This window comes from Gimibacter soli, from assembly GCF_028463845.1.
Lineage (GTDB): Bacteria > Pseudomonadota > Alphaproteobacteria > Sphingomonadales > Kordiimonadaceae > Gimibacter > Gimibacter soli.
This window is the reverse complement of the sequence record NZ_CP116805.1, coordinates 1,931,379-1,950,607: the sequence shown is the minus strand read 5'-3', so window position 1 is coordinate 1,950,607 and position 19,229 is coordinate 1,931,379. Positions and strand designations below refer to the sequence as shown.

General features: G+C 60.9%; 14 protein-coding genes. 10 read left to right on the top strand and 4 right to left on the bottom strand.

What is annotated here, in order from left to right:
- Positions 1-40 precede the first annotated feature (40 nt).
- Positions 41-700 (bottom strand): TetR/AcrR family transcriptional regulator, encoded by a 660-nt coding sequence (locus PH603_RS09120; protein WP_289502045.1) that lies wholly within the window; start codon positions 698-700, stop codon positions 41-43.
- 163 nt (positions 701-863) lie between these two features.
- Here PH603_RS09120 and PH603_RS09115 point away from each other — a divergent pair, with 163 nt between their 5' ends.
- From PH603_RS09115 to PH603_RS09095, 5 genes are all read left to right on the top strand, one after another.
- Positions 864-3,128: a TonB-dependent receptor gene (locus PH603_RS09115; protein WP_289502042.1), complete on the top strand. Its 2,265-nt coding sequence runs from the start codon at positions 864-866 to the stop codon at positions 3,126-3,128.
- Between the two features lie 68 nt (positions 3,129-3,196).
- A complete protein-coding gene (locus PH603_RS09110; RefSeq protein ID WP_289502040.1) occupies positions 3,197-4,747 on the top strand; it encodes a class I adenylate-forming enzyme family protein in 1,551 nt (516 codons plus the stop codon).
- A complete protein-coding gene (locus tag PH603_RS09105) occupies positions 4,740-5,606 on the top strand; it encodes an alpha/beta fold hydrolase (RefSeq protein ID WP_289502038.1) in 867 nt (288 codons plus the stop codon). Before PH603_RS09110 ends, PH603_RS09105 begins: the two co-directional genes overlap by 8 nt.
- Before the next feature lie 106 nt (positions 5,607-5,712).
- On the top strand, positions 5,713-6,933 hold the full coding sequence (locus PH603_RS09100; protein ID WP_289502036.1) for a threonine ammonia-lyase: 1,221 nt from the start codon (positions 5,713-5,715) through the stop codon (positions 6,931-6,933).
- Between the two features lie 123 nt (positions 6,934-7,056).
- Positions 7,057-7,455, top strand: coding sequence for a group III truncated hemoglobin (locus PH603_RS09095; protein ID WP_289502034.1), 399 nt, complete (start codon positions 7,057-7,059; stop codon positions 7,453-7,455).
- 48 nt (positions 7,456-7,503) lie between these two features.
- Here the strand turns inward: PH603_RS09095 and PH603_RS09090 are convergent, their stop codons facing one another.
- From PH603_RS09090 to PH603_RS09080, 3 genes are all read right to left on the bottom strand, one after another.
- Positions 7,504-10,632, bottom strand: a complete 3,129-nt coding sequence (locus PH603_RS09090) for an efflux RND transporter permease subunit (RefSeq protein WP_289502033.1) — start codon at positions 10,630-10,632, stop codon at positions 7,504-7,506.
- A complete protein-coding gene (locus tag PH603_RS09085) occupies positions 10,629-11,726 on the bottom strand; it encodes an efflux RND transporter periplasmic adaptor subunit (protein ID WP_289502031.1) in 1,098 nt (365 codons plus the stop codon). Before PH603_RS09085 ends, PH603_RS09090 begins: the two co-directional genes overlap by 4 nt.
- 177 nt (positions 11,727-11,903) lie before the next feature.
- Positions 11,904-12,773: a LysR family transcriptional regulator gene (locus tag PH603_RS09080; protein ID WP_289502029.1), complete on the bottom strand. Its 870-nt coding sequence runs from the start codon at positions 12,771-12,773 to the stop codon at positions 11,904-11,906.
- A 124-nt stretch (positions 12,774-12,897) separates the two neighbouring features.
- Between PH603_RS09080 and PH603_RS09075 the strand changes: the two genes are divergently transcribed.
- From PH603_RS09075 to mscL, 5 genes are all read left to right on the top strand, one after another.
- A complete protein-coding gene (locus PH603_RS09075) occupies positions 12,898-14,505 on the top strand; it encodes a carboxyl transferase domain-containing protein (RefSeq protein WP_289502027.1) in 1,608 nt (535 codons plus the stop codon).
- An 11-nt stretch (positions 14,506-14,516) separates the two neighbouring features.
- Positions 14,517-15,302 carry an enoyl-CoA hydratase-related protein gene (locus PH603_RS09070; RefSeq protein WP_289502025.1) on the top strand — a complete coding sequence of 262 codons (786 nt, stop codon included), beginning with the start codon at positions 14,517-14,519 and terminating at the stop codon, positions 15,300-15,302.
- Positions 15,302-17,302, top strand: a complete 2,001-nt coding sequence (locus PH603_RS09065) for an acetyl/propionyl/methylcrotonyl-CoA carboxylase subunit alpha (RefSeq protein ID WP_289502023.1) — start codon at positions 15,302-15,304, stop codon at positions 17,300-17,302. Before PH603_RS09070 ends, PH603_RS09065 begins: the two co-directional genes overlap by 1 nt.
- Before the next feature lie 49 nt (positions 17,303-17,351).
- Positions 17,352-18,500, top strand: coding sequence for an isovaleryl-CoA dehydrogenase (locus tag PH603_RS09060; protein ID WP_491844600.1), 1,149 nt, complete (start codon positions 17,352-17,354; stop codon positions 18,498-18,500).
- Positions 18,501-18,582: 82 nt separating this feature from the next.
- Positions 18,583-19,017, top strand: a complete 435-nt coding sequence (mscL, locus tag PH603_RS09055) for a large conductance mechanosensitive channel protein MscL (protein ID WP_289502019.1) — start codon at positions 18,583-18,585, stop codon at positions 19,015-19,017.
- The last annotated feature ends 212 nt before the right edge of the window (positions 19,018-19,229 follow it).

Below are 19,229 nucleotides of genomic sequence, written 5' to 3'. Positions count from 1 at the left end.
CCGCCGCCGACCTCCAACCGGAATCAGTCCCGCGCTATTCTCAGGCTGTTTTGCAGAGGCGCTCGAAACCCGCCGTTACAAACGGGATCATCTGCTCGACCGCAGCTTCAAGATCGCGGCTGTCGATGGCGCCGCCTGAAAGGATTTTCATCCGCTCTGTCTGGGCGAAGGTCAGCGACAGGGCCGCCGACATGAAATGGTAGGACCAGTAGATCTGCTCATGCGGCGTATCCGGCATGGCGCGCTTGAACACATCCATGAAACGCACCACCAGCGGGTTGAAGAACTGGGTCATCACCCGGCCGCCCATGTCATGCGCGTTGTTCACATAGGCGATCAGTTCGAAATAATGCTGCCAACCCGGATCGCGGGCGAGATCGGCCGCGAACATCGGCGCCAGAAAGGCCCGGACGATTTCCTCGACCGCAGGCGCCTTCGGGGCAGCCGCCCGTTCGCAGGCTTCGAGCGCGGCAAGGCGGCGTTCGTTCAATACCTCGGCGCGGCGCAAGAGAACCGCATCGAACAGCCCCTGCTTCGACCCGAAATGATAGCTCGCGAGCGCCAGATCAACTTCGGCAAGGGCCGCCACCTTGCGCAGCGTCACCCCGTCGAAGCCATGCTTGGCGAAAAGGATCTCGGCAGCATCAAGGATCCTGTCCTTGCGCCGTTGCTGGTCCTTGCCTGCGGGTTTGAGCGCCATAGGAACCCCCATCTGTGGCTTTGCGGCGACAGCCTGAAGGATTCTGCGTTTGATTTCAACGCTCATTGAATTTCCCGTTTGACATTTCAACATGTGTTGAATTTTATAGATAGCGAGGATGGGGTGATTTGCCTTGTCTGCATTCCTGGGGAGGAACCAATTCATGCTACGCAATCAATCGACAGTCGGACTCTATCTGCAGGGTGTCTGCGCCGCCGCGCTCCTTGCCACGTCCGCCCCCGTACTGGCACAGGATGCCGGAGCGGAAGAGCGTCTCTCGCTTGAAGAAATCGTCGTCACCGCTCGCCGCCGCGAGGAAAGCCTGCAGGATGTGCCGGTTGCGGTTTCGGCCTTCACGGCCGAACAGCTGGAGATGCGCGGTACCGCTGACATCACCGAGCTCGCGCAGTCCGTTCCCGGCCTGACGCTTGAAGCCTCGCGCGCCACCAACTCGACCCTCACCGCCTTCATCCGCGGCGTCGGCCAACAAGACCCGCTTGCCGGTTACGAACAAGGCGTGGCGCTTTATATCGACGATGTCTTCCTTGCCCGTCCGCAAGGCGCGCTTCTCGATATCTATGATGTCGAGCGGATCGAGGTGCTTCGCGGCCCGCAGGGCACGCTTTATGGCCGCAACGCCGTGGGCGGCGCCATCAAGTATGTGACGAAGCGCCTGGCAGACGAGCCCGAAGCATCGGTAAAACTGTCCTATGGCAGCTACAACCAGATTGATGCCATCGGCAAGGTCTCGCTGCCGCTTGGCGATACAGTCCGCTTCGGCGCCGCCGTCGCTTCGCTGAACCGTGACGGTTTCGGCAAGAATCTGACGACCGGAGAGGAAAACTATAACAAGCAGGTCTTCGCCATTCGCGCCAGCCTCGAACTGCTGCCAAGCGATGACGTCTTCATGCGCTTCAGCTTCGACCAGACCGATGACGATTCGAATGCGCTCGGCGGCCACCGCTTCTACCCTGCCAACATCAGCGGGAATACCGTCCTGAAGGACGTATATGACACCGAAGCAGGCGCCAGCGAGAATGCATCAACTGCGGGGATCGATGGCAACAATGAAGTGAAATCCAAAGGTTTTCATGGCCTTGTCGAGTGGAATGCCAGTGAATCGCTGACCCTGAAATCAATCACCGCCTTCCGCACCGACTATACGGAGTCGGTCATCGATTTCGATGCCCTGCCGGTTGACGATGCTGACGCCCCTGTCATTTATGACAATCGCCAGTTCAGCCAGGAATTCCAGGCCCAATATACGTCTGAAAAGCTGAATGGCGTGCTCGGCTTCTACTATCTGGACGCCACTGCTTCGAACGATTTCGATGTTGTCCTTGGTCAGCTTGGACGCATCTTCTACGGCCTGCCTCTTGTTGCCTACACAGGCGGCGTGGTTGACACCAAGGCCGCCTCCCTGTTCGGCGATTTCACCTATGACGTGACCGACGATTTCTCGGTCTCCGTCGGCGGTCGTTACACACATGACAAACGGTCTGCTGATGTGTTCCGCGCCAACTATTTTGGCTTGCAGTCGCCCTTCTTCGGCAACGCATCAGCCCCGCTTGTGGCTGTCACCAGCGATTTCGAGAATGAGCGCACCTATAAAAACTTCTCGCCGCGCGTCGTGCTGGCCTATGACCTGACCGATGACGCCAATGTTTATGCGTCCTACAGCCGTGGCTTCAAGGCCGGCATGTTCGACCCGCGCGGTGCGAACTTCCTGAACCCGGAAATCGCCGAGGGCGTCAAGCCTGAAATTCTCGACAGCTTCGAAGCCGGATTGAAATCCACCTGGCTCGATGGTCGCCTGCGCACCAACATCGCCGTTTATTACAGCGATTATAAAGACATGCAGATTCCGGGTTCGCTGATCTATGACTCAGACAACGACGGTACCGACGATTCCTTCGCTGGCACGCTGACGAACGCCGGCAAGTCGACCATCAAGGGCATCGAACTTGAAGGTACAGCCCTCCTTACCGAAGAACTGACGGCCCAGTTCGCCGTGTCGCTTCTTGATGCGAAAATCAAGGAATGGGACTATTTCGGGCAGAACGTTGCTGACCAGCGCCGCATGCAGAATACGCCGGAATTCATGTCGAACCTCGCGCTCAACTATAACCGCGAACTTTCGACAGGCCGCCTCAACCTCAATGCTGCTTGGGCGCACAAGAGCTCGGTCGTGCAGTTTGAAGTGCCCTATACCGAACTCGATCAGGGCCCGACCGATATCTTCAACGCCAGCATCGTCTGGACATCGGAAGACGGCATGTGGTCGCTTGGCCTGCATGGCAAAAACATCTTCGACGAGCGCTACCGGACCTCGGGCTATTATTTCCCGACACTCGGGCTCGAAAACAATACGACCGTCTATTACGGCGCACCGCGCACCGTAACCGCGACGCTCGGTGTCAATTTCTAAGACACAGGTCTATGGCGGGGGCTTCGGCCCCTGCCTTCCTCCCGGTTCACCCAGGCGTCGAGGCCATCATGTCCGCATTCGATGACAGGGCACCCTTGCTCCCCCGCATTCTTGCACTCCACGGGCGGCAGCGTGCCAGCAAGACAGCCCTTGTGGCGGATGGCGTGCGGCTCACTTGGGGCGAACTCACTGCCCGCATGAACCACCTTGCCCATGCACTTCGCTCGCTTGGCCTTGATGAAGGCGACCGGGTCGGCATCGTGATGTCGAACGGCGCCCCGATGGCCGAAGCGCTGATCGGCTGTATCGCCGCAGGCCTCACCTCCGTGCCGATCAACCTGTCGGTCAGCGACGCCGCACTTGAAAATATGCTGAAAGACGCAGGCGCCCGTGCCGTGATCGCGACAGGTGACCAGATCGCGCGCCTTCAGCCGCTCGTAGGGCGACTGGACGGCATCCGCTGGATCGCGGCGGACGCAGACCTGCCCGCCGATTGGATGGATTTCACGAGCCTCTTTGATACAGGCCCCTGCCCTAACACCCTGCCGATAGTGAACCCGGCAACACCGATGAACATCATCTATTCGTCCGGCACCACGGGGCTGCCCAAAGGCATCGTGCATACGCAGGCCGGGCGATTGGGCTGGGCGCGCGATCTGGCCATCACGCTGCGCTACGATAGCGCGGCCCGCACACTTTTCACCATCGGGCTATATTCCAACATCAGCTGGGTCGGCTTTCTCGGAACCCTCCTTTGTGGCGGCACGCTTTATATCGAGAACGGCTTTGACGCCCGGCGTGTGCTACAGCGGATCGAAGACGACCACATCAGCCATTTCTCGATGGTGCCGATCCAGTATCAACGCCTTCTGGATGTGCCGGATGAAACGGATTTTGACCTTTCATCCCTCAAGGCGGTTATGAGCTGCGGCTCACCCCTGCATGCCGACCTGAAGCGCCGGCTTTTCACGCGCCTCGGCCCCAAGGTGATCGAGCTTTACGGCCTGACCGAAGGGCTGATCACCACGCTCGACCCCGAAGACGCCGAAGGCCGCTGGGCCTCGGTCGGCCTGCCACTTTTCGGCACGGAACTGAAGCTGATCGACGATGAAGGCATCGAAGTCCCTACCGGCACCGCGGGCGAGATCGTCGGGCGCGGCCGCATCGTCATGCCCGGCTACTGGAACCGCCCGGAAGCCACAGCCGACGCCACATGGACCGACGGCCACGGCGACAAATGGCTGAGGACAGGCGATATCGGCCGCTTCGATGAAGACGGCTATCTTTATATCGTCGACCGCAAGAAGGACATGATCCTGTCCGGCGGGCAGAATATCTACCCGCAGGATATCGAAGCCGTCCTCATGGAACATCCGGCCGTCAGCGAGGTGGCTGTCATTGGTGTGCCCAGCGAACGTTGGGGCGAAACGCCGCTCGCAGTGATCGTCCGCAAGGTAGAAGCCGAGGCAAGTGCCATGCTCGACTGGGCCAATGCGCGCCTCGGACGCCAGCAACGCTTGACGGCGGTCGATTTCATCGATGAACTGCCGCGCAACCCCAATGGCAAAATCCTGAAACGCGAACTGCGCGAACGTTACAAGGACCGACACTATGGCTGACTATAAGGATCGTTATTACACCAGCAGCGATGGCCTGCGCCTGCACTACCGCGATTATGACGCGGCGGGCACCGGCGACTGTGTCGAAACGGTCCTTTGCATGCCGGGCCTCACCCGCAACGCGCGCGACTTCACCGAAGTGGCCGATCACCTGAAAGGCCGCTATCGGGTGCTGGTCGCCGAGCAGCGCGGCCGTGGTCTTTCGGCATGGGACCCGAACCCGGCGAACTATCATCCCGGCACCTATATCGGCGACATGTTCACACTGCTCGCGGACGCCGGCGTGGCCCGCGTCCATGCCGTCGGCACCTCGCTTGGCGGGCTGATGACGATGATCATCTCCTCGATGAAGCCCGGCTTCTTCAAATCCGCCACGCTCAACGATATCGGCCCGGTGATTGATCAGGTCGGCATCGAGCGCATCAAGGGCTATGTCGGCAAGATCACCCCGGCCAGGGACTGGGCCGAGGCCATCCAACGCGTGAAGGCCATGGCAGTCGATGTGTATCCCGATTTCACGGACGCGGAATGGGACAGCTTCACCCGCAAGATCTTTGTCGAGAAGGATGGCCAGCCGATCCTCGATTATGACCCGAACATCGCCCTTCCTTTCAAGAATGCGACGTCTGACGCGGCGCCCTCCGATATCTGGCCCGCATTTGAAAGCCTGAAGGGCACCCCCTTGGCCGTGCTACGCGGCGGGCTTTCCGATCTTCTGTCGGCCGAAACGATGGAAGAGATGGGCCGCCGCCACGAGGGCATGGTCGCCGTCACCATCCCGAATGTCGGCCACACACCGATCCTCAACGAGCCCGAATGCCTTGCCGCCATCGACGCCGTGATCGCCAAAGGCCGCTAAACCCTTCATTTCAGCCATGGACAGGCAGGGCCGGACTGTGGCAAAGCAGCAGTCCGGCGCAGGCCTGTCCGCCTCGCGCACGTGAATAATGACCGAGGAGGCCCCCATGACCGATGCAAAACTGCCCATCAATGCTGAAGATGTGCGCCGCGCGGCCATGGCCATTGAAGGCGCCATCCCGCACACACCCATGCATCACTCCCGCACGCTCAGCGCCATCACCGGCGCCGACGTCTGGCTGAAGTTCGAGATTTTCCAGTTCACCGCCGCCTATAAGGAGCGCGGTGCGCTGAACAAGCTGTTGTCGTTGCCCAAGGATACGAACGGCGTGATCGCCGCGTCCGCCGGCAACCATGCGCAGGGTGTCAGCTTTCATGCCGGTCGCCTTGGCATCCCGGCGACCATCGTGATGCCGGAAGGCACCCCGTTCAACAAGGTGAAGCGCACCGAGGAACTGGGCGCCCGCGTTGTGCTATCCGGCAAGACGTTCGAGGAAGCCACACAGGCCGCCTATGATCTTGCCGAGAAGGAAGGCCTCACCTTCGTGCATCCGTTTGATGATCCGCTCGTGATGGCGGGCCAGGGCACAGTCGGCCTCGAGATGCTCGATGAATGCCCCGAGCTTGACACCCTGATCGTGCCGATCGGTGGCGGCGGCCTCATCTCGGGCATCGCCACCATCGCCAAGGCCATCAAGCCGGGCATCAAGGTGGTAGGCGTGCAGACCGAGGCTTTCCCCTCGATGAAAGCGGTGGTTGACGGCACCGACCTCAAGGGCTCGTCCGTCACGGTAGCCGAGGGCATCGCCGTGAAAAAGCCGGGCGAGAAAACCCGCGAGGTCGTCAAGGCGCTGGTCGATGACATCCTGATCGTGCCCGAAAGCCGTATCGAAGCTGCCATCCTCCTTATGATGGAAGTCGAGAAGGTCGTCGTGGAAGGCGCCGGCGCCATCGGGCTCGCAGCCCTCATGCACTACAAGGAATATTTCCACGGTCGCAAGGTCGGCATCGTGCTGACCGGCGGCAATATCGACAGCCGCCTTCTGGCCTCCGCCATCATGCGCGGCATGGCCCGCGATGGCCGCCTGACGCGCCTCCGGATCGAGATGATGGATCAGCCGGGCAATCTCGCCCGTGTTACCGAAGTCGTCGCGCGCCTTGGCGCCAACGTCATCGAGGTGAAGCACCAGCGCGAATTCGGCGCCGTTTCACTGAAAATGACCGAAATGGAACTGGTGGTCGAAACCAAGGACCGCGCCCACGCGGACCGTCTGGTCGAGGCCTTGGAAGCCGTCGGCTTCTCGGTAAGCGCCGCCAAAACCGTATAACCGGACACCCGCCCCGCTCACCCGAACGTGACGGGGCGGATTGTCGCACCCGGTGCATTCTGCTTGCGTCGTTTGCCTCGCCATAATAGATGTATTTTAAATACCACTTAAAACGAGACAGCGATGACCCCGCCCCTGCCCCTCACTGACGAAGGCCTTGCCCGGCTCGTGGATGCCTTCTACGCCCGCGTCCGCGCCGACGACATGATCGGCTGGGTGTTCAACAATGCGATCTCCGACTGGCCCCATCATCTGGAGCAGCTTTCCGCCTTCTGGTCATCGGTGATGCTGACAAGTGGTCGCTACAAGGGCCGCCCGATGCCTGCGCATATGAAGCACAAGGCCCATATCCGGCCCGAAATGTTCGACCGATGGCTTGCCCTCTGGGCGGCAACAACCAACGAGCTGATGACGCCAGTAGACGCCGCTGAACTGCAGGAAAAGGCCACACGCATCGGCGAAAGCCTGAAACTTTCCCTCTTCTTCCGCCCGGAAGATCTTATCCCCCGCGCGGCGGAATAATCCGGATGCAAAACCGGCCGGAAGTTTCCTCCCGGCCGGTCTTTCAAATCATTCGGCTGGCGCGCCTGTTGGCGTGCCGCCCTCTTCTTCATGCTGCTGCTTCTTCAGCTTCTCGGCCACAAAGCCGGGTGACTTCGTATATTTGGCGAGCATGTCGTAGAAAACAGGCACGATATAGAGGGTGAAGATGGTGGAGACGATCACCCCGCCGAACACCACAACGCCAATCGTCTGGCGGCTGGCCGAGCCCGCGCCGCTTGCAAACATCAGCGGCACAGCGCCCATCGCGGTCGAAAGGCTGGTCATCAGGATCGGCCGCAGGCGCAGTTTCGAGGCGCCGATGAGCGCGTCACGGATTTCAAGGCCCTCATCGCGCAGCTGGTTCGCAAACTCCACGATCAGGATGCCGTTCTTGGCGGCAAGGCCAATGAGCATGATCAGCCCGATCTGGCTGTAGATATTGAGCGTACTGCCCGCGAGATACAGCCCCAGAAGTCCGCCCATCACTGCGAGCGGCACGGTGAACATGATAACCACCGGGTGGACGAAGCTTTCGAACTGCGCAGCCAAAATCAGGAACACCACCACCAGCGCCATGGCGAAGGTGAAATAGATGTCCGAGCCTGCTTCCACATATTCGCGGGTCGCGCCCTTGTAGTCGATGGAGGTCGCATCGGGGATTTCGCTGCGCACCAGCGCCACCATATCTTCCAGCACCTCGCCCATATTGTAACCAGGTGCGAGGTTGCCTTCGATAGTCAGGGCCCGTACGCGGTTGAAGCGGCGAAGGGCTGCCGAGCCCGAGACTTCCTCGACCCTTACGAGGTTCGATAGCGGAATAAGCTGGTTGCCCTCGCCCTGCGCCGCCACATAGAGGTTGGTCATATCCATCGGCTGTTCGCGGTCCTGCGCTTCAGCCTGCAGGATCACGTCATATTCCTCGCCGTCATTCACATAGGTGGTCACACGGCGGCCACCCATCATGGTTTCAAGCGTTGAGCCGATGGTCTGCACCGAAACGCCCATGTCGGCGGCGCGGGTGCGGTCGATCTTCACCGCATATTGCGGCTGGTCTTCCCGGTAATCGATATCGGCGTTCGTGAGCCCCGGATACTTCTGGATGGCTTCGAAAAGGACGTCGCGGTAACGGCCGAGGTCTTCGTAGGTATTGGCGCCAACGACAAGCTCGAAATCCGATCCGCCACCGCGTGAGGACGACAGGCCCGATGTCTGGATCGGGATGGCGCGCACGCCCGGCACATTGGCTTCAAGCTTCTGGCGGAGCTCCTCGGCGATTTCACCGGCCGAACGCTGACGTTCTTCCCACGGTTTCATCACGATGAAGCCGAAGCCGCCATCGGATTCCACACGCACAAGCAAGCGTTCCAGTTCGCCCTTTTCGACAAGGGGCAGAACCTGCGTTTCAATCTCGCGGGCACGGGCACGCATGAAATCGAAGCTGGCGCCTTCCGGCGAACGGATATTGAGGAACAGCATGCTGCGGTCTTCAATCGGTGCCAGTTCGCTCGGCACCTGACGGGCAAGCCCGCCGATCACGGCAAACGCACCGACGAAACAAAGGATCACAAGCGGCTTCGCGGCCAGCGTGGATTGCAGCGTGCGGCCATATCCGTCCTGCACCTTTGCAAAGAAGCGATCAAGGAACTGGGCGAAGGCCGGTTTCTTGTGACGGCGCCGCACGAAAAGCGAGCACATCATCGGGGTCAGCGTCAGCGCCACGATACTGGAGAATCCAACGGCGGCAGACATGGTAATCGCAAGCTCGCCGAACAGGCGGCCGACGTTCCCGGTCAGGAACATGATCGGTACAAACACACCAATCAGCACCAGCGTGGTTGCGATCACCGCAAAACCCACCTGCTTGGCGCCGTTGTAGGCAGCCAGAAGGCCCGGCTCGCCCTCTTCCACCCGGCGATAGATATTCTCCAGCACCACAATGGCGTCATCGACCACAAGGCCGATGGCGAGCACGAGGCCGAGGAGAGTGATAAGGTTGATGCTGACATCGGTCGCCGCCAGCGCCCAGAAGCTGGCGATGATGCACACAGGCACAGTTACTGCGGGCACAATCACCGTACGGATATTGCCAAGGAACAGATACAGCACCAGCACCACGAGGCTCATGGCAATGGTGAGGGTGAAGTAAACCTCATCAATCGCGCGTTCGATAAAGACCGAGCTATCATAGGATGACAACAGCCGCATGCTTTCAGGCAGCGTCTGGCGGATACGTTCCACTTCCTGCCGCACGCCTTCGGCCACCGCCACCGTGTTGGCGGTCGATTGCTTCACAACAGCAATGCCGACAAGCGGGTTGCCATTGCCACGGAATTCCTGACGCTCGCGCTCGCTGCCAAGCTCCACCCGGGCGATATCGCCAAGCCGCACGAACTCGCCCTGCCCGCTGTCTTTCGACAGACGCACGACGATCTCGTTGAACTCTTCGGGGCGCGTATATTCGCGGTTGATACGAACGATGGTGTCGCGGTGCACGGATTCGATCTTGCCTGCCGGCAGTTCGATGTTTTCAGACCGAAGCGCCGCTTCCACGTCACCAATGGTCACACCGCGCGCCGCCATCGCCTGCCGCGACAGATGGATGCGGATCGCATAGCGGCTGGACCCGGTTACCCGGATTGCCGCCACACCGTCGACGACCGAAAGCCGGTCGACAATGTTGCGCTCGGCAAAGTCGGTCAGCTGCAACGTATCCATCGAAGGGCTGGTCAGGTTGAAATACATGATCGGACGCGTATCCGAATCCGCTTTTGAGACCTCGGGCGGCTGCGTATCTTCGGGCAGGTTGTCAAGGATACGGCTGATCCGGTCGCGCACGTCGTTGGCGGCGGCATCGATATCGCGGTCCAGATTGAACTCGATATCGATGTTCGACTGGCCGTCACGGCTCGTCGATTCAATCAGCTTGATCCCGGCCACACCGGCAATCGCATTCTCGATAAGTTGCGTCACGCGGGTTTCGATAACCGCCGCGTTGGCGCCCGGATAATCGGTGCTGATCGAAACGATCGGCGGATCCACGTCCGGCAGTTCGCGCACGGAAATCTTGGAAAATGACAGAAGGCCGAACGCCATCAGCAGAAGGCTGATGACAGTGGCGAAAACCGGCCTTTTGACCGAAACTTCGGAGAGGATCATTGTGCGGCCTCCACCGTGTTCGAGCCAGCTTCTGCTTCTGCCGCCTGTCCCAGCAGCCGCACCGGCACATCGTCATTACCAAGACGAAGCGTGCCTTCGGTCACCACGAGGTCACCTTCACCGAGACCGCCGGTGATCTCCACGTAACCGGGGCGGCGCAGGCCGAGCATCACTTCCTTGCGGTTCGACAATCCGTTTTCAACGACAAACACATAATCCTTGCCGGCAGTGGGCACCACGGCCTCCTCGGGCACGGCAAGACCGTCCCATGTGCGGCTTGTCAGTTCCACCGACATCAGCATGCCGGGACGCAGGCGCAGGTCCTTGTTATCGACCTCCGCGCGCACAATGATGGTGCGCGAGATCGGGTCAACCCGGCTATTGACCGTGGTCACCTTGCCGCTGAAAGTTTCGCCCTGATAGGCCTCGACCCGCGCGTCAACGCTCTGACCCGGCTTGAGGGCCGCGATGAAGCGTTCCGGCACCGAGAAATCAACCTTCATCACATCGATCTGGTCGATTGTGGTGATAGGCGTCGTGGTGGTGATCAGCGAACCTTCGCTGACCTGCCGCAGGCCAAGGATACCATCGAAGGGGGCTTCAATGCGGCGGTCATTGAGCCGCGCCTTGGCACCGTCAAGCCGTGCTTGTGCTTCATCAAGCTGGCGCTTGGCATTATCGAGCGTCGCGGTGGAGGCGTTGCCACGACGCACCAGATCGGTGATACGGTCATACTGCTGCTGGGCCTCGCGCAGGTAAGCACCCGCCTCTTCGATTGCGGCCTTTTCCTCGTCGTCGGTCAGCTTCACCAGAAGCTGGCCTTCCTCAACCAGTTGCCCGTCATCGAAAAGCACTTTGCTGACCGTTTCCGACACGCGCGACATCAGCACCACGGATTCTTTCGAACGCGCTGTGCCGATGGCTTCCACAATATCGGCGAACTTGCGCTTCTCCGCCGGAACGGCCCGAACCGTGATGGCCGACATGCCCCGACCTTGCCCCTCGCCCCCTTTCGGGTCAGAGAGCAGAAGCCAGGCGCTGCCCGCCATAACGGCGACCAACAGACCGGACAGATAAACCTTCGCGCGCGACATACAGACGACCCCCAATAACCAAATCAATGCGGGCACTGCGATCAGCGCCCATGTCCCTAATTCTTTAGCCTCGTAGATATACGACCGTCAGAGGCAGTTTCCTGCGTCCGTTATACGTACAGGGCATAACTTCGAGATCACATATCTGTGATCCCTTTGCGTTTTACCTAAACCTGACTACCCCCAAAAGTCGGTAACCCAACGTTCCAGAACCCCCGCCACACGTTCTATGGCAGGAGTTGGCTGGTAACGCGGTTTAAGCAAAGCCAGATCACGCCGATAAGCAAAACCTTCAAGGGGTTTTGCGACGACCCGTTCGTCTGCAAGGCTGAACGGAACGACAGTCCCCCCGACACCCGCCGCCACCATCGCAACCGCCCGACTATCGTTTGGTGTGCGATAAACCAGCCGGGGCCGCACATTATGGTCCGTAAAATAGCGACTGGTCTCAGAGAGAACCTCGCAGCGGCTGCGCACAATCATACGCTCCTCAACCAGATCGGTCGCTGAAAGCTTTTCCCGCTCCGCCAGTTTATGGTCGCGCGGCAGGATGAAAACATAGGGCTCACCGCCCAGGCGAATGGCCCCATGCCCGTCATCTCCACGCCAGATCGAGATTGCATAATCAAGGCTGCGGTCATCCAGCCGGTTCAACAGTTCCTGCTCGGTACCGTCGTAAATCTCCAGTGTCACCTTGGGGCCACGCTCCCGGTAGCCCGCCACGAAAGCTTCCACCTGCCTGTTGCCGAGGGTGCCGAGAAGCCCCAGCCGCAGCACCGGCACTTCCTCCACCGCCCGCACGGCCTCCACCGCCAGATTGCACTCATGAAGGATCGCCTTGGCGCGCGGCAGGAAGCGGATGCCGGCATCCGTCAGGAAAACCCGCTTGCTCGAGCGGTCGAAAAGCGTGGTGCCAAGCTCGGCTTCAAGCTTCTTGATCCCGGACGAAAGCGTGGGCTGCGTGACAAAGGCGCGCTCTGCCGCCCGCGTGAAGGAGCCGGTTTCAACAACCGCCAGAAAATAGCGCAGAAGATACAGATCAATCATAGATGCTATCTATCGTAACCATATTTGCTTTCAACTGTACCAATAGCAGAGCCCCGGATAGGATGCCAGCCACAAGCCTGCCTAGCCGCAGCAAAAACGGGCCTGACCCTGGGAGACCCGCTCGATGAGCCAGCTGAAATCCACCCTCGACCCCGCGTCCGAGAGCTTCAAGGCCAATGCCGCCCACATGGGCGCGCTTGTTGATGACCTGAAGTCCCTGTCCGCCAAGGTTGCCGAAGGCGGCAGCGAAGCTGCCCGTGCCAAGCATGTGGCTCGCGGCAAACTGCTGCCGCGCGAACGGGTGCAGACGCTCCTCGATCCCGGCTCACCCTTCCTCGAGCTGTCGGCGCTTGCTGCGCACAATATGTACGGCGAGGATATCCCGGCGGCGGGTGTTATCACCGGCATCGGGCGCGTGGCGGGCCGCGAATGTGTGGTGGTGTGCAACGACGCCACCGTCAAGGGCGGAACCTATTATCCGATCACGGTGAAGAAGCACCTGCGGGCGCAGGAGATCGCTGCCGAGAACAAGCTCCCCTGCGTTTATCTCGTGGACAGCGGCGGCGCCAACCTGCCGAACCAGGACGACGTTTTCCCCGACCGCGACCATTTCGGCCGCATCTTCTATAATCAGGCGCGCATGTCCGGCGCCGGCATCCCGCAGATCGCCGTCGTCATGGGCTCCTGCACCGCAGGCGGCGCCTATGTGCCCGCGATGGCGGACGAAAGCATCATCGTCCAGAACCAGGGCACCATCTTCCTTGGTGGCCCGCCGCTTGTGAAAGCCGCCACCGGCGAAGTAGTATCGGCTGAGGACCTCGGCGGCGGTGACGTACACGCCCGTGTCTCGGGTGTCGCCGACCATCTGGCGAAGGACGATACCCACGCGCTCGGCCTTGCGCGTCATATCGTTGGCAATCTCAATCGCCGCAAGGAAATGCCGGTCGTCACCAAGGCGCCCGTCGATCCGCTTTATGACCCCGCCACCCTGCACGGCGTGATCCCGAAAGATGTGCGTCAGCCCTATGACGTGCGCGAGGTGATCGCCCGGATCGTGGACGGCAGCCATTTCGACGAGTTCAAGAAGCTGTACGGTGAGACGCTCGTCACAGGCTTCGCGCATATCCACGGGATGCCGGTTGGCATTGTCGCCAACAATGGTGTGCTCTTCTCCGAAAGTGCGCTCAAGGGCGCGCATTTTGTTGAACTGTGCTGCCAGCGCAAGATCCCGCTCGTGTTCCTGCAGAATATCACCGGCTTCATGGTCGGCCGCAAATATGAAAACGGCGGCATAGCCAGCGACGGCGCCAAGATGGTGACCGCCGTGGCTTCGGCCAATGTGCCGAAATTCACCGTCATCATCGGCGGCAGCTTCGGCGCCGGCAACTATGGCATGTGCGGCCGCGCCTACCAGCCCCGCTTCCTGTGGATGTGGCCGAATGCCCGCATCTCGGTGATGGGCGGCGAACAGGCAGCTGGCGTGCTGGCCACCGTCAAGCGCGACGGGATCGAGGCCAAGGGCGGCCAGTGGAGCGCGGACGAGGAAGAAGCCTTCAAGGCCCCGATCCGCGACCAGTATGAAGCGCAGGGCCATCCCTATTATGCCAGTGCCCGCCTCTGGGACGACGGCGTCATCGACCCCGCCGACACGCGCCGTGTGCTGGCGCTCGGCCTGTCTGCAGCCCTCAACGCCCCCATCGAAGACACACGCTTCGGCGTGTTCCGCATGTAGGAGACGGCAGAATGCTTGATATCGATCTCCTTGAAAACGGGGTTGCCACCGTCACGCTCAACCGGCCCGATGTGCATAACGCCTTCAATGCCGAGCTGATCGCGGCCCTCACCCATGCCTTTGCCGACCTTGGCAAGCGGACAGATGTACGGGCGATTGTCCTTGCCGGTAGCGGCAAAAGCTTCTCGGCAGGCGCTGACCTCAACTGGATGCAGGCGGCAGCCAATTATGATTACGAGCAGAATCTGGACGATGCGATGCGCCTCTCCGAAATGCTCGATACCTTGTATGAATGCCCGAAGCCCGTGGCTGCCATCGCGCATGGCGCCGTGATGGGCGGGGGCACGGGGCTTCTTTCCTGCGCCGATTTCGTGGTGGCGGTGGAAGGCACCCGTTTTGCCTTTTCGGAAGTGAAGCTTGGCCTGACGCCCGCCACCATCTCCCCCTTCGTGGTGGCTGCCATCGGTGCGCGGCAGGCCCGGCGCCTGTTCACGAGCGGTGAGCGGTTCGACGCTGCCCTCGCCCACCGGATCGGCCTTGTGCATGAGGTAGCCGCCGACATGGAAGCCGCGCAAAAGGCCGTTGAAGCATGGGTCAGCCACTGCCTTGACGCCGCCCCCGGCGCGATGGCGGACGCCAAGGCGCTCGCCAGCTTTGTGGCATCCAAAGAAATCAATGACGAACTTCGCGAGGAAACGGCTGAGCGGATCGCCTATCGCCGCGCCAGCGACGAAGGCAAGGAAGGCCTTGCCGCATTCCTTGAAAAACGCAGCCCCAGCTGGAAGGGAGACGCCTGATGCGCAAGATCAGAAAGCTCCTGATCGCCAACCGGGGCGAGATTGCCGTTCGTGTGATGCGCACCGCCAAGGCCCTCGGCATCCGCACCGTCGCCGTTTATTCCGACGCCGACGCCAAGGCATGGCATGTGGAAGCGGCTGACGAAGCCGTCCATATCGGCCCCGCCAGTGCGGGGGAAAGCTATCTTGTCGGCGCCAAGCTTCTGGACGCTGCCAAACGCACGGGTGCCGATGCCATTCACCCGGGCTATGGCTTCCTTTCCGAAAACCCCGGCTTTGCCGAGGCCTGCGAAGCCGCGGGCATCATCTTCGTGGGGCCAACCGCTGACGCCATGCGCGCCATGGCCCTGAAAGGCGCGGCGAAGGCCCTGATGGAAGATGCCAAGGTCCCGGTCGTGCCGGGCTACCACGGCGCCGACCAAAGCCTCGAAACCCTCACCCGTGAAGCCGCCCGCGTAGGTTATCCTGTGCTGCTGAAAGCTGTCGCCGGTGGCGGCGGCAAGGGCATGCGCAAGGTTTACGGAGAAGCTGAAATTGCTGCAGCGGTTGCTGCAGCAAAGCGCGAGGGCGAAAATTCCTTCGGCGACGGCACGCTGCTGATCGAAAAGCTGATCGAACGACCACGCCATATTGAAGTGCAGGTCTTTGCCGATACCCATGGCAATGCGGTGCATCTGTTCGAGCGGGATTGCTCGCTGCAGCGCCGCCACCAGAAAGTGGTGGAAGAGGCCCCGGCCCCCGGCATCAGTGCTGACATGCGCAGCAAAATGGGTGATGCCGCCGTGCGCGCCGCCAAGGCCATCGGCTACCGCGGTGCGGGTACGGTCGAATTCATCGTCGATGTCGCGAACGGGATCGACGGCGCGCCCTTCTATTTCATGGAAATGAACACCCGCCTGCAGGTGGAGCATCCGGTGACGGAAGCAATCACTGGCGAGGATCTTGTCGCGTGGCAGCTGAAGGTCGCCGAGGGCGAAACCCTGCCCCGCACGCAGGATGAAATCGACGCGCGGGTCAAGGGCCATGCCGTTGAGGTGCGCCTTTATGCCGAAGACCCCGACAAGGGTTTCCTGCCCGCGACCGGCCCGATTGACCTATTCGATCCCATGCGCAAGCTCGGCGAAGGCTGCCGGATCGACGCCGGTGTCCGCGCTGGCGATGCCGTGACCATCCATTATGACCCGATGGTCGCCAAGATGATCGCCTACGGCCCCGACCGCGCCACCGCGATCGACCGGCTGATCACCCTGATGGAAGAAACACCGGTGGCGCCCCTCGTCACCAACCGCGACTTCCTGATCCGCGCGCTTGATCACCCTGTGTTCCGTTCGGGCGACGTGCACACCGGTTTCATCGCCGAGCATGAAGCCGCACTCGTCCCGGCGAAGACCGTGACGGCACTCGATCACATTAAGGCTGTGCTCGCCATCATCGCTCACCGCCCGCATGTGGCGGCGACCGATCCGTGGGATGTGCGCGACAATTTCAAGGTCAACCTGCCCTCCGCTGAAAGCTTCCTGTTTGACGCAGAAGAAGGCGAGCCCGTGAAAGTGACCGTCACCGGTCGTGGCCTGCCATACCGCGCTCAAACCGGCGAAACGTCAGTCGTCGTATCCACCCTTTCTGCAGACGGAGCCGCCATTAGCGCCACCATCGATGGCCTGACCGAGCATTTCCACGCGCTTACCGGTGACGACGACGTTCATCTCGTCACCGCCCGCGCCACCAGGCATCTGAAGCGCCATGCCCGTGCCGGCGCCCATGACGACGATGCGGACGGCCCCGGCACCATCGTCACGCCGATGCCCGGCAAGGTGCTCGAAGTGAAGGTGAAGGAAGGCGATGTGGTCGAAAAAGGCCAGCCGCTCCTCATCCTCGAAGCCATGAAGATGGAACAGACGTTGACCGCCCCGCGTGCCGGCACCGTGAAGGGCCTTGCTGCCCGCGCAGGCGAGCAGGTGGCCGACGGCGCCCTCCTCCTCACCATCGAAGAAGCCTGAAAACAAGCCTTAGAAACAAGGAAGTCCAGCCATGTTCGAGTTCCCCCACCTGAAGTTCGGCCATTCGGAAGAAATCGATATGCTGCGCGACACTGTTGCGCGCTTCGCGGCCGACGAGATCGCCCCGCGTGCCGCCGAGATCGATCATAACAACGCCTTCCCGGCGGACCTCTGGGCCAAGCTCGGCGAACTTGGCGTTCTCGGCCTCACCGCGCCTGAGGAGTTTGGCGGCGCCAACATGGGCTATCTCGCCCATGTCATCGCCATGGAAGAAATCAGCCGCGCGTCCGGCGCTGTCGGGCTTTCCTACGGCGCCCATTCGAACCTCTGCGTGAACCAGATTGTGCGTAACGCCAATGACGAGCAGCGCGCCAAATATCTGCCGAAACTGATTTCGGGCGAGCATGTGGGCGCACTGGCCATGTCCGAGCCCGGCGCCGGGTCGGACGTCATCTCGATGCGTCTGCGCGCCGACAAGCGGAACGATGGCTATCTCTTGAATGGCAACAAAATGTGGATCACCAACGGCCCGGATGCCGACGTGCTGGTGGTTTATGCAAAAACCGACATGGACGCTGGGGCACGCGGCGTGACCGCTTTCCTTGTTGAAAAAGGCATGAAGGGCTTCTCGACCGCGCAGAAGCTCGACAAGCTTGGCATGCGCGGCTCCAACACTTGCGAGCTGGTGTTCGAGGACTGCCTCGTGCCGTTTGAAAATGTGATGGGCGAAGAAGGCCGCGGGGCCCGCGTGCTGATGTCCGGGCTGGATTACGAGCGCGTCGTTCTGTCGGGCGGCCCCTTGGGCATCATGCGGTCCTGCCTCGATACTGTGATCCCCTATGTGCATGAGCGCGAGCAGTTCGGCCAACCCATTGGCACCTTCCAGCTGATGCAGGGCAAGCTTGCCGACATGTATGCCACCTGGGGTGCGGCGAGGGCCTATGTTTACGCCGTCGCTGCCGCCTGCGACCGCCGCGAAACCACCCGTAAAGATGCCGCCGGCTGCATCCTTTATGCCGCAGAAAAGGCTACATGGATGGCAGGCGAAGCGATCCAGGCGCTGGGCGGCAACGGCTATATCAACGAATATCCGACCGGCCGCCTGTGGCGCGACGCCAAGCTTTACGAGATCGGCGCCGGCACATCCGAAATTCGCCGCATGCTGATCGGCCGCGAGCTTTTCACCGAGACAGCGTGAAACGCTTTTCCGGATCACAAAATTCAGTGTTACTCTGGGCGGCGCTTCGGCGCCGTCCATTCTTTAAGGGGAGACTGATTTCATGCTCAAGGAATTCCGCGACTTTGCCGTGAAGGGCAATGTCATCGACCTCGCTGTCGGTATCATCATTGGTGCCGCCTTCGGCAAGATCGTGTCGTCGCTTGTCAACGACATCATCATGCCCGCAATCAGCCCCATGCTCGGGAAGCTCGATTTCTCCAATCTCTATATCGCCCTCGGCGAAACGGCTGCGGGCGCTCCGCTCGCCGAAGTGAAGGCCGCCGGTGTGCCGGTGATTGCCTATGGTCAGTTCATCAATGTGGCGATCGAGTTCGTCATCGTTGCCTTTGCTGTCTTCATGCTGGTGAAAGCCGTGAATACCGCCAAGCGCAAGGAAGCTGAGGCCCCGGCTGCACCTGCCGAGCCGCCGGCCCCGCCCGCCGAGGAAGTGCTGCTGACCGAGATCCGCGACCTTCTGAAGGCGCAGGCCAAGTAAGCCAAATTCAACAAATGATGAGGAAAGAGGCGGGATTCTCCGCCTCTTTTTTATTGCGCTGCAGTAAGTTACAATATACGGCCCCCGGACAAGCTTATTTCAATCCGGCTGCGTTTCGCTTCCCGAACATTGCGAAAATCGCGAATCTTCGAAAGCTCATTTCCTCAACTGAGTGGCATACTCTGGCAACTTGATACCTCCCTTTTGCCGGG

Excerpts from the sequence above, each read along its gene's own strand:
- PH603_RS09120 (WP_289502045.1), bottom strand. The coding sequence starts at position 700 with ATGGCGCTCAAACCCGCAGGCAAGGACCAGCAACGGCGCAAGGACAGG.
- PH603_RS09115 (WP_289502042.1), top strand. The coding sequence starts at position 864 with ATGCTACGCAATCAATCGACAGTCGGACTCTATCTGCAGGGTGTCTGC.
- PH603_RS09110 (WP_289502040.1), top strand. The coding sequence starts at position 3,197 with ATGTCCGCATTCGATGACAGGGCACCCTTGCTCCCCCGCATTCTTGCA.
- PH603_RS09105 (WP_289502038.1), top strand. The coding sequence starts at position 4,740 with ATGGCTGACTATAAGGATCGTTATTACACCAGCAGCGATGGCCTGCGC.
- PH603_RS09100 (WP_289502036.1), top strand. The coding sequence starts at position 5,713 with ATGACCGATGCAAAACTGCCCATCAATGCTGAAGATGTGCGCCGCGCG.
- PH603_RS09095 (WP_289502034.1), top strand. The coding sequence starts at position 7,057 with ATGACCCCGCCCCTGCCCCTCACTGACGAAGGCCTTGCCCGGCTCGTG.
- PH603_RS09090 (WP_289502033.1), bottom strand. The coding sequence starts at position 10,632 with ATGATCCTCTCCGAAGTTTCGGTCAAAAGGCCGGTTTTCGCCACTGTC.
- PH603_RS09085 (WP_289502031.1), bottom strand. The coding sequence starts at position 11,726 with ATGTCGCGCGCGAAGGTTTATCTGTCCGGTCTGTTGGTCGCCGTTATG.
- PH603_RS09080 (WP_289502029.1), bottom strand. The coding sequence starts at position 12,773 with ATGATTGATCTGTATCTTCTGCGCTATTTTCTGGCGGTTGTTGAAACC.
- PH603_RS09075 (WP_289502027.1), top strand. The coding sequence starts at position 12,898 with ATGAGCCAGCTGAAATCCACCCTCGACCCCGCGTCCGAGAGCTTCAAG.
- PH603_RS09070 (WP_289502025.1), top strand. The coding sequence starts at position 14,517 with ATGCTTGATATCGATCTCCTTGAAAACGGGGTTGCCACCGTCACGCTC.
- PH603_RS09065 (WP_289502023.1), top strand. The coding sequence starts at position 15,302 with ATGCGCAAGATCAGAAAGCTCCTGATCGCCAACCGGGGCGAGATTGCC.
- mscL (WP_289502019.1), top strand. The coding sequence starts at position 18,583 with ATGCTCAAGGAATTCCGCGACTTTGCCGTGAAGGGCAATGTCATCGAC.